Genomic DNA, 14224 nt, shown 5'->3' on the forward strand with positions numbered 1-14224 from the left:
GCCGGTTCAGGCTTTTGAAGCCAATGACTGCAGCGTACCAAAGCGCTTGTCCAGATTCCGACATACAGGACACAAGTCGCCGTTTTTCTCAAGATTACCTTCACCGACGGGGCAGCCGCCGGCCGCTGCCTTGGGAACCAGGTGATTGACTTGCCGTTCGTCTTGAATCTCGGCCTGCACCGGTGCGCGACCCAGCTTCGGCGTCAGATCTGCAATCACTTGTGCTTCGCTCGGTACATTGAATACCCCTTGGTACGTGTCACGCAGGCTGTTCCAGGCACTTTTGTTCGCCTGCCGCTCCGCTGGCGTCACGGGTCGCCTGAATACGTTGCAAGGCGCAGACGGAACGAGCCGGCTGCTGCAGGTGCAAGGAGGCGTTGCCGTCTTGCGATTGTTCACGTCATTCATCAAGGTGGTGTATGTAGCCGCGTGGGGGGCCACATTACCGGCGGAATCTTTCATGTACCAGTCGTCCATTGTCATCGGTTTACCCGCGGAATGACGAGGCCCGTTGCAACACGCGCATGTGTAAGGCCTTTCATCTTCCAGTTCGCCCCAACCCACTGCTTCAAGATTCGGATTGGGCGCCCCCACGCCAGGCGCGCTGGCGTGATTGCTGGTGGTGATGTCGCAGTGTCGGCAGACATACTTGCCCTCGATCTGAACATCCATCGACCAGGCCTGGAAATAGGTCTTGCCCGTAATCTGGTGCGTGATCACCGACATTCCCCAGGCCCGGGTTGCCGCTTCGTCGCCGAGCATGGACGGCTGGTAATAGGACTGTTGTGACAACGCTGCCGGCTTGCGTTGCAACATGACCGTCCTGGAGCCCTGTTTAAGCGCCGACGAGAAGGAAGTGTCCGGATAAGGAATTGGAATCGGCCCGGCAGGTGGCCCTGGTGGCGAAAGGCAGACATCGGGAAACGAGGCGATCACTTTGCCCATGCCAGCTTTTCCGGCAATCTCGTTGCTGTTGGCATAAACCTCGTGCGACATGTCAGCGCTCCCTCACTGTGCCACTGATAACGGCTGCTGCGCGTGCACCGTTCGCTGATGAGCTGTGTACCAGCGCAATCGGACCGGGGGCATAGCCACGCGCAAACGCCTGTTCAAGCCAAGCGATTTGTATCGCTCCCAGCGCTGCTCCACAGTCGCCAACATAGCTCGCCGGATGCCATAGGTCCTGGGTCGGGCGGGTTTGCTGCATCAGGCGAGACTGGACCAGGGCCAGGTCCTCGAACCCATAGGCTTCGCCCGACACGTCGCTCAAACGCCACGCGATGTCGTGCATGGCAACGCCGGCTTGTGCGATGGCCGTTGCGACAGCCGTTGTCATCCCCAGGCCCAGTTGCGGCTCGTCATTGAGCACTGTGGCGGCGTCGTTACCGGTGCCCACACCACGAACGACCAAGGGCGCCGCATTCATCGGCTTTCGACTGACGAGCAGCACCGCAGCGCCTTCACCCGGTATCACGCCGTCAGAGCGTAGCGTGGTCTTGAGCCGGCCGCTCTGCTCCAACCAGAGCAAGCAGCGGGGATCCGCGAGGGAATCGACCGCCACGATCAGGCACGCGTCACGGTCAGCCTGGTCCATGGCGCGCTCAGCCAGGCACAACGCTTCGATGCTTGCGACATGCCCAAGGGCTACATGGGCAGCGCCTTTACGTTGCAGCGCCCATCCCGATCGCGCCTCGACTTCCGTCACGATGCCGTCGATACGCGAGCCCGGCCTTTGCGGCTCGGACGTGCAGAGAAGGAGCGGCAGTTCGCCCAGATCCGCGCGGCCCGCCAATGTGGCACGGCTTTGCCCCAGCACCTGAACAAGCATTTCGACGAGCCGTGCACGCCCGTGGAGATCCTCCGCCACCGTTGGCACTCTCGCGCCAATGATCGGTTCCAGGCCGTCTTCGACCCACGGCATTTCATTGAAGCCGCTGATCCCCGCACGCATTGCAGCAGCAGCGGCCGCGGGTGACAGGCCGACAGCGCAGACCAATCCCAGGCACGACAGGTAGACGGGCTGCATCATGTCTTCGCCGCCCCATGCCCGAATGAGGTGACCAGGTCTGACAGGCTGGCGAAATGCGGTTTACCGTGCAGGTCTGTATAACGGCGCTTGCCGACCTGTATCTCTCGTAGTTGCGCCAGTTTGCGAGGCAGCGATACCGATGTCCTGCCGATTAACGTAAGCCGGGCACAACCGGGCTCGAGGATAACGGTGTCGGCGTTGATGGCCGCCTGCACCTGGCGATTTTCGAAGAGAAAGGTGATCGGGATGTCGAAGGCCGGCGTCTGAGCGACGAACGCCCCGCCCGGACTCATGTTGGCACAGGTGAAGCGTGTGCCAGCATCCAGACGGTCCAACTGCTGATCGAGTGGCGCTGCCTGGAAATAACGAACGTCGAAGTTGTCCGGCAGAAAGGGCCGGCGTGTCTCGAACCAGTGGCGGTCGTATGTTCCGGCGAAGCCGATACGCGGGTGCCAGCCCCGGCCGACGGGCGCAAATCCAATAGGTTGCGGCTTATCCGTCCAAGCACTCGTCAGGTCGTCGTGGCGCTCCACGTTTGGCAACATCGTATTGAGGATGCTGTCGTCCCGGTCATTCAGATGGAAACCGACACCGGTGGGATTACGAAGATCGCTGCCACGTTTCGTCTCGTCGTCATGGGATAGATCGCTGCCACCAAAAGCACGATCCCAGGAAAGCGGTATCGAGGTGAAGGGCGACGGCGGCGACGCGATGATGCCGGTAACCCCGAGCGTCCAAACGCGATCGCCAGTCACCATTGCAAGCTTATGGATACCCGCACCCGCGAAGCCAACCTGTAACCGGGTCACGGGTTCACCCTTGGGAGAAACGGCCGAGGCGTGGACCAGCACATCGACGCGTGGCTTCACCGGCACGAAGTCAGACTCGAAACGGACCGATGTCGTACCGGGTTCGCCGTGATGCTGGTCGCAATAGACAAAGGGGACCTGCTCCGATGCAGGCACGCAGCGCCCCTGCTCGTTGACGTCAAAGGTCGCCCTGACAACCACAACGCAGTGCTTCTGTCCGCTTTTATCTGTTGAAACAAAGCGTTCGGCGAGAAACGGGGTGGTATTGCTGGTGATCTGCATAGTGCTTGTCTGGTGGCTCGTGCACACAGCCTGGCAACAGTCCTGAAGGGCATGAACACCCTATGCCGTGGTGCTATGAGCCCACCCCTCCCTTCCTTGGCACACCTGCGTTGTTGTACTGCAACGATAGCATGCTGCTGGCTTGGCGCTGGGCTCGACTCTTTGACCATGAGGCGAGTAACAACCCCGCCATTCCCGTCTACGCTTGCTGAACGTGGCTAATGCGCACGACAACCCCGGTCCGTGGAAGACGGATTGGACTGAGCACCGAATAGACCGATAGGGAGATCATCTTTGATGGATAGACAGCGCTATGCAGTCAAGACGGCCCTCTGACGTCCGGACCCGAGCCAGAGGACGCCGTTGATGCCAATCACGCAAAACAACCGCCTGGTGCAGATCGACAGCCCCCTCGGTGGCGATGTCCTGCTGCTCCAAGGCATGGAAGGCAGTGAAGAGTTAGGTCGGTGTTTTCACTACGAACTGGATCTGACCTCCGAGGACCGGGCGATCACGTTCGATCAGTTGTTGGGCAAGCCGATGGGCTTGACCCTGGAACTGTATGAGGGCGGTAAACGCTACTTCCACGGGATTGTCTGCAACTGCCGTCAGTTGACCGGCCACGGCCAGTTCGCCGGTTACCGTGTCACGCTGCGGCCCTGGTTCTGGTTGCTCACGCGCACGTCGGATTGTCGGATTTTCCAGAACAAGACGGTGCCGGACATCATCAAGCAAGTGTTCCGCGACCTCGGTTTCTCCGACTTCGAGGACAGCCTGAGCGGCAGCTATCGCGAGTGGGAATACTGCGTGCAGTACCGGGAAACCAGCTTCGACTTTGTCAGTCGGCTGATGGAGCAGGAAGGCATCTACTATTACTTCCGCCATGAAAAGGCCCGCCATGTACTGGTGCTGGCCGATGCCTATGGCGCCCATTCCACGGTGCCGGACTACGCCTCCGTCCCCTTCTATCCACCTGATCGACAGATGCGTGAACGGGATCATTTCTACGATTGGCAACTGGCACGGGAAGTCCAACCCGGTTCCCTGGCGTTGAACGACTATGACTTCCAGCGCCCTCGCGCCAGTCTTGAGGTGCGCTCCAGTGTCATGCGCGACCATAGCAACGGCGACTACCCGCTTTATGACTATCCCGGGGAATACCTGCAAAGCAATGACGGCGAGCACTACGCGCGTACCCGCATAGAAGCCATTCACAGTCAATTCGAGCGGGTGCAGTTGCGCGGTCTCGCCCGAGGGCTGGGCTGCGGTCATCTGTTCAGCCTCACAGGCTACGATCGGGCGGACCAGAATCGCGAGTACCTGGTGGTGGCCGCACGCTATCAGATTCGCCAGGATCCCTATGAAAGCGGGCAGTCTGACCTGACCGAACAGTTCGTCAGCGAGCTGGACTGCATGGACGCTCATCAGGCCTTCCGCCCTCTTCCGCTGACCCCCATGCCGATTGTGCGCGGGCCGCAGACCGCGGTAGTTGTGGGCCCCGGTGGCGAAGAAATCTGGACCGACCAATATGGCCGGGTCAAAGTGCATTTCCACTGGGACCGTCATGACCAATCCAACGAGAACAGCTCCTGCTGGATTCGGGTATCCCAGGCCTGGGCCGGCAAGAATTGGGGTTCGGTGCAGATCCCACGGATCGGCCAGGAAGTGATCGTCAGTTTCCTCGAAGGCGACCCGGACCGGCCGATCATCACCGGCCGCGTCTACAACGCCGAACAGACCGTGCCCTACGGGCTGCCCGCCAACGCCACCCAAAGTGGAGTGAAAAGCCGTTCCAGCAAGGGCGGTTCTCCGGCCAACTTCAATGAAATCCGCATGGAGGACAAGAAAGGTTCGGAGCAACTGTTCATCCACGCCGAGAAGAACCAGGACATCGAGGTCGAGAACGACGAAACCCACTGGGTCGGTCATGACCGCAGCAAGACCATCGACAACGACGAGACCGTGCATGTCAAACACGACCGCACCGAAACGGTGGACAACAACGAAACCATCACCATCGGCGTGAACCGTACCGAGGATGTGGGCAACAACGAAAAAATCACCATTGGCGTCAATCGCACCGAGAAAGTCGGCAGCAACGAGACCATCACCATCGGTGCCGACCGCACGGAAAAGGTCGGTGCGAATGAAACCATCAACATCGTTGGCAACCGCAGCGAGGATGTGGGCGGCAACGAGACGATCGGCATTTCCGGCAACCGCAATGAATCGGTCAAAGGCAATGAAGGCATCGAAATCAGCGGCAACCAGAGCACCGATATCAATGGCAATCACAGCACTCAGATCGGCCAGAACGAATCCCGTGACGTCGCCCAGAACCGCAACACCGACATCAAGCAGAACGACAGCCTGGATGTCGGCAAGCATTTCTCCCTCATCGCCGGCGATTCGATCACGCTGACCACGGGGGCGGCCAGCATCACCATGAAGAAAGACGGCACCATCGTGATCAGCGGCAAGAACATCACCCTCGACGGCTCCGGCGCCATCAACATCAAGGCCAACAGGAACGTCGTCGTCAAAGGCCAGAAGATCCTGCAGAACTAGCCCATGGAGTGGCCGCTATGACCGTTGAATACCAGCTCCCCGTAACCCCCACCTCCGCTCCGACGCGCGTGGACGGCGTGGTGATTGGCGTATTGCTGGACGTCCCCAAGGCGGACGCCCCAGTGGTGGCTTTTCCCGGCTGTCCCGGTGAAACAGGCCTCGCCGCGCGCACCACCACCCCACTGACCCGCGAAGACATCGGCGTCCAGGTCGCGTTGATGTTCGAGGCGGGCGATCCGGCACGGCCGCTGGTGATCGGCCGCATCCAGCGTCTGGAGGAACCGGCAACGCCAGCCCTCGCCCACCTGGACGGCGAACGCCTGGAATTCTCCGCCGAACGGGAAATCGTCCTGCGTTGCGGCAAGGCCAGCATCACCCTGACCCGCGCCGGCAAGGTAATCATCCGAGGCGCCTACCTCTCCAGCCGCTCCAGCGGGGTCAACCGCATCAAGGGCGGGTCGGTGCAGATCAACTAAAAGGTAGTCGGCCCATGGAGCTGCTCAACGCCAGCAAATTGCTTGCTGCCTATACCCTGGGCATGGCCAGTGATGGCCGTGAATCCCTGGTCGTGGTGGTCAAGGGCACATTCAATCTGCCCCTGGACGGCCGCGTTGCGACCCTCGCCGACGTCCAGCAACCGCTACTGATGGCCGACACCTTTTTCGGCGAGCCGGGACTCAGCGCGCCGCAGCGGGAGATGGACTTCGCGCCGTTCAAGCCATGCTGCGATGTGCTGGTGTGCGGCCAAGCCCATGCACCCGGCGGAAGGCCCGTGACACAATTGACCGCAGGCATTCGCGTCGGTCGTGTCAGCAAGGCCTTTTCCGTCTTCGGCCCACGGCAATGGCAGCAGGGAGTGTTGGGCGTCTCTCCCGGCTCACCGCAGCCATTCACCGAACAGAACATTTCGTATGCCCAGGCCTTCGGCGGCACTCACTCCAGGGCGAACGCCCCCGAAATGCAGCAGTGCTACCCGGACAACCCGAGCGGTCGCGGCTGGTTTCCTGGCGGCATCGACAGTACTGTCATCATTGGCAGGCCCATGCCGAACACGGAGGAGCCGGGCAAGCCAGTCGACAGCCCTTGCGGTAACTTCCGCCCCATGGCCCTCGGTCCCATTGGCCGTAGCTGGCCGCAGCGCGCCCGTTTCGCCGGCACTTACGACGATGCCTGGTTGGCGGACTGCTTTCCGTTTTTGCCGGGTGATTTCGACAATCGCTACTTCCAGGCCGCACCTGCTGATCAACAAACCGATTACCTGCGCGGCGGCGAGGATGTGCTGCTGTTGAACCTCACCCCTCAGGAGCGCGCCGGCTTTCGCATCCCCAAAATGGAGGTGCCGGTGACCTTTTGCCTGAAAAAAGGCGGCCATGAAACGGTGCAAGCGGTGATCGATACCCTGCTGATCGACACGGATGCGGGTCAGCTACAACTGACTTGGCGTGTTTCCCGGCCGCTGCGGCGCAACCTGTTCGAAATCGCTCAAGTGCTGGTCGGGAGCATGTCCCCCGGTTGGTGGCGAGCCCGTGAATTGGGCAAGAACTACTACCCGTCGCTCTCCTCCCTGGTAAAAGCCAGGCAGGCGCCCGAGGAGACGGACTGATGAGCGCGCTTTGCATCGTCGGCTCCGGCATGGTCAGCGCGGTCGGTCTCAGCGCGCCGGCGAGCTGCGCGGCGATCCGCTGCGCCATCGATAACTTCCAGGAGACCCGCTTTATCGACCGCGGCGGTGAATGGCTGATTGCTGCCAGCGTGACCTTGGAGCAACCCTGGCGCGGGCGCGTCAAGCTGATCAAGATGGCGGCCCGCGCCATCGCCGAGGCCTTGCAGAACACCCCGGGCGTTGACCCACAAAACATCCCGCTGCTGCTGGGGTTGGCGGAAGCCGAGCGCCCCGGCCGCCTCGAAGGTCTCGACAAGGGGTTGTTGCACGCCATCGAAGCCGAGCTGGGCCTGCGCTTTCACCCCAGTTCCAACGTCATCGTCCGTGGTCGGGTCAGTGCCGCGGTGGCGCTCCTCAATGCGCGCACGCTGATCTACCAGGGCGGCCACCGCCATGTGCTGGTCGCTGGCGTCGACTCCTTCCTCAGCGCCCCGACATTGGACGCCTTCGAAGCGCGCCAACGCTTGCTCACCAGTCAGAATTCCAACGGCTTCATCCCGGGCGAAGGCGCCGGCGCCGTGATGCTGGCCGCCCCCGTCGCCAGCGCAGATCCGCAACTGACTTGCGTCGGCTTGGGCTTCGGCATGGAGACGGCCACGGTGGAGGCCGAAGACATTCCGCTGCGCGCCGAAGGCCTGACTCAAGCGGTCCGCGCTGCCTTGAGCGAAGCCAGCTGTGGCCTGGAACAGATGGATTATCGGCTCACCGACCTGTCCGGCGAACAGTACTACTTCAAGGAAGCCGCTCTGGCCCTGGGCCGCAGCCTGCGGGTACGCAAGGAGTTCTTCCACCTCTGGCATCCTGCCGACTGCATCGGTGAAGTCGGCGCCGCCATCGGTCCGGTGATGCTTGCCGTGGCCCTGGCCGCCAGTCGCAAGGGCTACGGCGAAGGCCCGAATATCTTCTGCCATCTCGGCAACGACGCCGGCGAACGCGCCGTGGCGCTGCTCAGCTACCAGAACATGAGGGCTGCGTGATGGGGAACGAGGTCTACGCCAACAACATGGAAGTGTCCTGCAAGGCGGCGAATGGCAAATCCGTGGCCTGCTTTCCGGACGTGTGTTTCACCCCGCCGCAAACCGCGGCCACTCCGCTGGGCGTGCCCATCCCCTACCCCAATACCGGCATGGCCAAGGACACCACCCGGGGCACGCGAACAGTGAAGATCAGTGGCAAGGAAGCCATGCTCAAGGATAAGAGCTACTTCAAGACCAGCTATGGGGATGAGGCTGGCAACGCGCCGAAAAAGGGCATCATCACCAATAAGATCAAAGGGAAGGTCTACTTCACGGCCTGGTCGATGAATGTGAAGTTCGAAGGCGAGAACGTCGTGCGAAACATGGACCTGACCACCCATAACCATGGTTCGACGGCCAATACACTGACATGGCCCTACCTGGATGCGGTGGCCATGGCGGATCCCGAAAATCCCTGCGTCAAGTCAGGAAACGTGAAGAAGGTAAAGGCCGCCTGTCCTCCGCCGGCCAAGTCGTTGTCCCGCGGAGCCATACCTGGCCCGGCCGACAATACCAGCCCCGAGTGTTGTGAAGCACGCAAGTGCATGCTGGTACCAAACTCGCCAAAGAGCCGCTGCTCCAAATGCGGAGGAAAGACGCCGCACCACCCGGTGCCGGTGGCCGATCTGTCGACCCCACGCCCCATCAACCCGAAGACCGGGAAGCTGAAAGTCCGGGGCGATCCTTTCGTTCCCACCTATGACCACAACAAGGCACCCTGCATATGCGTCGAGGGCGCCGACCATAATTCCCGTGAAGGGCCAACAGATAAGCTCATGCAGCATGGACGTATCGGCCGCGGCTACGTGGTCAAGCGAGACGCGATGCTGAATGGTCGCGATGACTTCACCTACGCCGAAATCAGTGATCTCTCGGCACAAGCGGTCGCCGATGAGACGGGCTGCGACAAGGACTGCGTCAAGGCCCAGATCGACAAGGGTCACCAGGACATGGGAGTTGGTCCGGAATCAGGGATGCGCAGGGGAGAAGTTCGCGCACCCGCCCTTGAAAAAAAGCCGAAGAACCCGGCCCCATTGATATAGAGAAACCATCATGGACAATGAAGACTCGCTGTTTTTCACCTGCGGCCTGGTTGTGAAGGCCGGCACAATCGTAGTGCCTGCACAATACAACTCCCTGCCGGACGAGCGAATGTCCAGGGTCGCCTTTTGCTTCGATGACAACTGGGTCTACAACGACGTCGACAACGATGTCATCGGCGCCGTCTGCTTCAGGCGCAGCGACAACAGCCTCTGGATGCTTGGACGCTATGGCAACCTTCGCCACGTGACGTCTGGCTCGGCGAACTTCACCCTCGCCAATATCCGAGGCAAGTTCGAAGACGATCGCATTGAAACGGGCCGGCTTGGCGAGCTGCTGTGCATACGGGAAATCGCCAACGAGTTGTACATCTGCGGCCAGTCATCCCAGGTCTATCGACATTCGAACGGAGCCTGGGCAAGCATGAGCCCAGCCGGGGCGAAGATGGGCTCCCCTACCCTGGAAAGCCTGGATGGGCTGTCCCGCGACAACATTTATGCCGTGGGAGAGAAAGGCCTCATCCTGCACTACGACGGGTCACGCTGGAACACGCTGGACTCCCCCACCAACCGTCCTCTGTCCCGCGTGCTGTGCAAGCGCGAAGACGAGGTTTACATCTGCGGTAATGACGGTCTGTTGCTGGTTGGCAATCGCCACCAATGGCATGTTCTCGACACAGAGAGAACCCTGAATTTCTGGGATATGGCGCTGTATGACGGACAGCTCTACATTTCCCACGTGCATGGCCTCGTTCGCTATGACGGGCAAGCCTTCTTCGATGTCGACACGGGCCTCACCCCTCCTCCCGGGGCCCATAGACTGGATACGGCAGATGGGCTGCTTTACTCCTTTGGTGTCGACGACCTCCTCAAGTTCGACGGCCATCAGTGGGAGCGGGTGATATGCCCACACAACACGTGAGTTTGCGCACAGTCTTTATCATTGCGATGCCTTTCCCATGAGCGATTCGCTGTCCCTGGTGATTGAACAGCATGCCGAAGAAGCCAGCTTCCTCGCCAACCTGCGGGACCATGCCCTGCGCGCGCCCCACTACGACATCGAACACCTCGGCACACTCGATAACCGTCTTGACGCTCACCTCGACGGGTTGCGTATCGCAGCCCATGACGGCGTGGAAACGCTCCTGGCGCAACTTGGCCCTCATGCCATCGGCGAGATGTTCGCCTGTGTGGTGCTGGCCTTCGAGTCGGCCAATGGCAAGGTATTGTCGCGGCTGAGCGAACACCTGCGAAGTGCCCCAGAAACGGAACGCGGTTATCTGATGGCCTTGGGCTGGCTCGACTGGGAGCGGCTAGCGCCCTGGATCGAGCGCATGCTCGTCGCGCCTGAGCCGATGTTTCGCCGCCTCGGTCTCGCAGCCTGCGGCATGCACCGGCACGACCCCGGCCCCGCCCTGCTGACCGGCCTGTGTGACGCTGACCCAAGTGTGCTGGCCCGTGCCGCCCGCACCGCCGGAGAGCTGCGCCGGTGTGACTTGCTACCCAACCTCCGCGCCCACTGCGGGCACCCGGATGCCGCCAGCCGCTTCTGGGCCAATTGGGCCTCCGTCCAGATGGGCGATCAGCAGGCTTTGGAGGCCCTGCGCCAATTCGCCGAACAACCGGGCGAATTTCAATACCGCGCTCTCGGCGTGTTACTGGCCTGGCAAGAACGCGAGCTCAGCATCGCCTGGATACGCCAGTGGGTGCAGAACCCCAGGCATCTGCGCATCGGCATCCAGGCCCTGGGATTGTTGGGTGATCCGGTCTGCGTGCCCTGGCTGATCCAGCAGATGAGCGAGGTGCCTTACGCCCGCGTGGCCGGTGAAGCCTTCAGCCTGATCACCGGTGCCGACCTGGCGCTACTCGACCTGGAATTGCAGGACCTGCCGGACTTCGATGCAGGCCCGAACGACAACCCCGAGGACCCGAATGTCGCCATGGACCCCGATGAAAACCTGCCCTGGCCCGACCCGCGTTCCATCGAAACATGGTGGCAAGCCAACGGCGGGCAGTTGCAGGTGGGCACCCGCTACCTGCTGGGATTGGCACACAGTGAACGCACGTTTCAACAGGCTCTGGTTCGCGGCCAGCAACGCCAACGCATCGTCGCCGCCTGCGGTCTGGCCCGTTTTCGGCCGAACGAAATGCTGTTTCCCACCAGCGCGCCGACCTGGCGGCAAAAGCGCTTGCTGGGCATAACGGCGGCGTTCGGGCGTTGATCGTCAATCACCCAGCAGCAAAAGCGTTTTGGCATCGGGTTCACCCGAATAGAACTGATCGAGCGCCTGTGGATACAGGGAGGACTCCGGCTGCGCCGTCATGAACAGCGTGAGACAGGAGCGAAACTTCAGATCGTCGGGCGAACCGAATAGCTGCCCGGCGCTCAGGTCTCGGTGTTGCAGGACAGTGCTCACGCACGCCTCCAGCCGAGGCCCGAGCACTTCGTGCCGCAGATACGCACGGGCTTCGGCCATGCCAGAGATGGCGAACCGAGCCGCCATCTCGGTACGACCGAGGCCCTGCAACTGCGGAAAGATGAACCACATCCAGTGGCTCGTTTTCCGGCCCGCCCGCAGCTCGTCCATGACACGGCTGAACACCGGGGCCTGGGCTTCGACAAAACGGGACAGGTTGTAAATGTCGCTCATGATTCATTTCCTCCTTCCGCCGGCCGCATCCTTCGCAGCCGGCAGTGTCCGTTTCAGCGAACAACCCATGACTCAGGCCGACTGTTCCTGCTTCAGACGCTTGAGCAGCGCATGGGCGGCGGCTTCGGAAGAGGCCGGATTCTGGCCAGTGATCAGGTGCCCGTCCTCGACCACATAACTGGCCCAGTCCGCGCCCTTGGAATACTCGCCACCCTTGGCCTTGAGCATGTCTTCCACCAGGAACGGCACCACCTGCGTCAGCCCCACCGCCTCTTCTTCGGAGTTAGTGAATCCAGTCACCTTTTTACCTTTCACCACCGGCTGTCCATCCGGGGCATTGACGTTCTTGAACACCCCGGGCGCGTGACAGACGGCGGCGATGGGTTTGTTCGCCTCGTAGAAAGCTTCGATGAGGACCTTGGAGTCGGTATTCTCGGCCAGATCCCAGAGGGGCCCATGGCCTCCTGGATAAAACACCGCATCGAAGTCATAAGGGTCGATCTCACCCAGCAGCACCGTGTCGGCCAATGCCATCTGGGCCTGGGTATCCGAGCCAAAGCGACGGGTCGCATCGGTTTGCGCGTCCGCTTCGTTGCTCTTGGGGTCCAGTGGTGGTTGCCCGCCCTTTGGGGAGGCGAGCGTGACCGTCGCATTGGCGTCGACGAACACGTAGTAAGGCGCGGCGAATTCTTCCAGCCAGAAACCGGTCTTCTTGCCGGTGTCGCCCAACTGATCGTGAGAGGTAAGAACCATCAGAATGTTCATGTGTATCCAGCCTCCGAGAGTAAACGGGCGAAGTGGGCTCGCCCTGCTTTACTCTCAGAGGCCGCGTTGAGGCAGACGTTCAAGCGTTCGTGACACCAAATGGACATTGTTTCCTTTCACGACTCGCGAACCAGTATTTCGACTCGGAGCGGTATCCATTCTGTGTAGTTGATCCTCACCATCCGTTCAGGCGAGACCAATGGTTGATCGTTCCATTTTCCTCCAACGCCTCGTAGGCTGGGTATTGAGCACCCGTGGCGCAGGCATGGTTGGGCAGAATACGCAGCCGGGTTCCAATCGGAAACCGCTGCTCGACGTCTACCTTTTGGCCCTCCTCGAAAGACGCCACACCGTGCTCTTGGTTGGCTGAGCGCAGCTGAAGCCCGTCGATGAGCTTGCCCTCAGCATCGCAAACCAGACCGTAACCGAAATCGCACTGTTGGGACTGCGTGCCCCGGTCGCGACTCATCGCCATCCAGCCGGAGTCGGTGATGATCCAGCCCTTTTCTGGCTGATGGCCAATCACGGTGGTGAGGACGCTCAAGGCGAGTTCGTCCAGCTGGCATACGCCAACATTGTGCATGACCAGATCGAAGAAAACGTACACGCCGGCACGGAGCTCGGTGACGCCGTTGAGGTGAACGGCGGACAGTGCGGTGGGCGTTGAGCCTACACTCACTTCTTGGCACGGCAAGCCCGCGGACCGAATGGCCTGCGCAGCCGCCACGCATTCTGAACGTTCAATTTCCGCGATTTCCTGCAGCGCCTCCAGGGTATTCAGCTTGTAGCTTTCGCCGGCATGAGTCATCACGCCTTTGAGCACGGCACCACCTTCATGGAGGATTCTAGCGATCTCGATCAGCACAGGGTCGTCACTACGAACTCCCGAGCGGTGATGGTCACTGTCGATTTCGATGAAAACCTCAAACCGCTCGCCATGGGTGCGGCAAAAATCAGTGATCGCTCTCGCACCTGCAACGCTATCAGTGACAATCGTCAGGGAACAACCGGCGCGGCGCAGTTCCAGTGCTTGGTTGAGCTTGGTGGGGGCCATCGCTACGGCGTAGAGAATGTCGGTGATGCCTTGGGCGAAAAAGGCTTGGGCTTCCTTGAGTGTGGAGACCGTTATGCCTTGGGCTCCAGCTTTCACCTGAGCGGCTACCACCCGCTCGCATTTGGTGGTTTTTACATGAGGCCGTAGCCGTACTCCCTGGCGATCAGCCTGGTTCTGCATGCGTTGAATGTTGCGCTGCATACGGCTTACATCCACCACGGCTACGGGGGTATCGAGGGAATCAATGGGGGAAGTCATTAGCTGGATCTCGTAGGTGTCTGTGTGTTTGCAACTCTACGCAGTACGGTATATTTTTGATTAACGTTCGCTTAAACAAATGTTAAGAA

At 60.8% G+C, this 14224-nt stretch carries 13 protein-coding genes; 7 read left to right on the forward strand and 6 right to left on the reverse strand.

Annotated features, from left to right (window positions below; translation table 11 throughout):
- Nucleotides 1–6: 6 nt before the first annotated feature.
- From LOY35_RS14235 to LOY35_RS14245, 3 genes are read right to left on the reverse strand one after another with little or no spacing between them, the layout of a single operon-like run.
- Entirely contained in the window at nt 7–996 is a 990-nt protein-coding gene (locus tag LOY35_RS14235) for a DUF4150 domain-containing protein (protein ID WP_258623723.1), read from the reverse strand.
- Nucleotide 997: 1 nt separating this feature from the next.
- Nucleotides 998–2029, reverse strand: a complete 1032-nt coding sequence (locus tag LOY35_RS14240) for a hypothetical protein (RefSeq protein WP_258623724.1) — start codon at nt 2027–2029, stop codon at nt 998–1000.
- A complete protein-coding gene (locus tag LOY35_RS14245; protein ID WP_258623726.1) occupies nt 2026–3120 on the reverse strand; it encodes a DUF2169 domain-containing protein in 1095 nt (364 codons plus the stop codon). Before LOY35_RS14245 ends, LOY35_RS14240 begins: the two co-directional genes overlap by 4 nt.
- 366 nt (nt 3121–3486) lie before the next feature.
- Between LOY35_RS14245 and LOY35_RS14250 the strand changes: the two genes are divergently transcribed.
- The 7 genes from LOY35_RS14250 to LOY35_RS14280 are packed head-to-tail and all read left to right on the forward strand — an operon-like array spanning nt 3487 to nt 11629.
- Nucleotides 3487–5688 carry a type VI secretion system Vgr family protein gene (locus LOY35_RS14250; protein WP_258623730.1) on the forward strand — a complete coding sequence of 734 codons (2202 nt, stop codon included), beginning with the start codon at nt 3487–3489 and terminating at the stop codon, nt 5686–5688.
- A gap of 17 nt (nt 5689–5705) precedes the next feature.
- Complete coding sequence (locus LOY35_RS14255; RefSeq protein ID WP_258623738.1) at nt 5706–6164, forward strand: DUF6484 domain-containing protein; 459 nt, start codon at nt 5706–5708, stop codon at nt 6162–6164.
- Between the two features lie 14 nt (nt 6165–6178).
- Nucleotides 6179–7291, forward strand: a complete 1113-nt coding sequence (locus LOY35_RS14260; RefSeq protein WP_258623740.1) for a DUF2169 domain-containing protein — start codon at nt 6179–6181, stop codon at nt 7289–7291.
- Nucleotides 7288–8328 carry a beta-ketoacyl synthase N-terminal-like domain-containing protein gene (locus LOY35_RS14265; protein ID WP_258633631.1) on the forward strand — a complete coding sequence of 347 codons (1041 nt, stop codon included), beginning with the start codon at nt 7288–7290 and terminating at the stop codon, nt 8326–8328. Before LOY35_RS14260 ends, LOY35_RS14265 begins: the two co-directional genes overlap by 4 nt.
- Nucleotides 8328–9410: a PAAR-like domain-containing protein gene (locus LOY35_RS14270; protein WP_258633633.1), complete on the forward strand. Its 1083-nt coding sequence runs from the start codon at nt 8328–8330 to the stop codon at nt 9408–9410. Before LOY35_RS14265 ends, LOY35_RS14270 begins: the two co-directional genes overlap by 1 nt.
- A gap of 10 nt (nt 9411–9420) precedes the next feature.
- Complete coding sequence (locus LOY35_RS14275) at nt 9421–10329, forward strand: hypothetical protein (RefSeq protein WP_258623746.1); 909 nt, start codon at nt 9421–9423, stop codon at nt 10327–10329.
- A 37-nt stretch (nt 10330–10366) separates the two neighbouring features.
- Nucleotides 10367–11629, forward strand: a complete 1263-nt coding sequence (locus tag LOY35_RS14280) for a TIGR02270 family protein (RefSeq protein WP_258623747.1) — start codon at nt 10367–10369, stop codon at nt 11627–11629.
- A gap of 3 nt (nt 11630–11632) precedes the next feature.
- Here the strand turns inward: LOY35_RS14280 and LOY35_RS14285 are convergent, their stop codons facing one another.
- The 3 genes from LOY35_RS14285 to LOY35_RS14295 all read right to left on the reverse strand — a co-directional run bounded on the left by LOY35_RS14285 (nt 11633) and on the right by LOY35_RS14295 (nt 14135).
- Nucleotides 11633–12058: a DUF1810 domain-containing protein gene (locus LOY35_RS14285; RefSeq protein ID WP_258623751.1), complete on the reverse strand. Its 426-nt coding sequence runs from the start codon at nt 12056–12058 to the stop codon at nt 11633–11635.
- Nucleotides 12059–12130: 72 nt separating this feature from the next.
- Nucleotides 12131–12823 carry a type 1 glutamine amidotransferase domain-containing protein gene (locus tag LOY35_RS14290; protein WP_258623752.1) on the reverse strand — a complete coding sequence of 231 codons (693 nt, stop codon included), beginning with the start codon at nt 12821–12823 and terminating at the stop codon, nt 12131–12133.
- Nucleotides 12824–12998: 175 nt separating this feature from the next.
- Complete coding sequence (locus tag LOY35_RS14295; protein WP_258623753.1) at nt 12999–14135, reverse strand: DSD1 family PLP-dependent enzyme; 1137 nt, start codon at nt 14133–14135, stop codon at nt 12999–13001.
- Nucleotides 14136–14224: the final 89 nt, after the last annotated feature.

Origin of the sequence: Pseudomonas sp. B21-028, from assembly GCF_024749045.1 — a bacterium.
In the GTDB taxonomy this organism is placed as follows: domain Bacteria; phylum Pseudomonadota; class Gammaproteobacteria; order Pseudomonadales; family Pseudomonadaceae; genus Aquipseudomonas.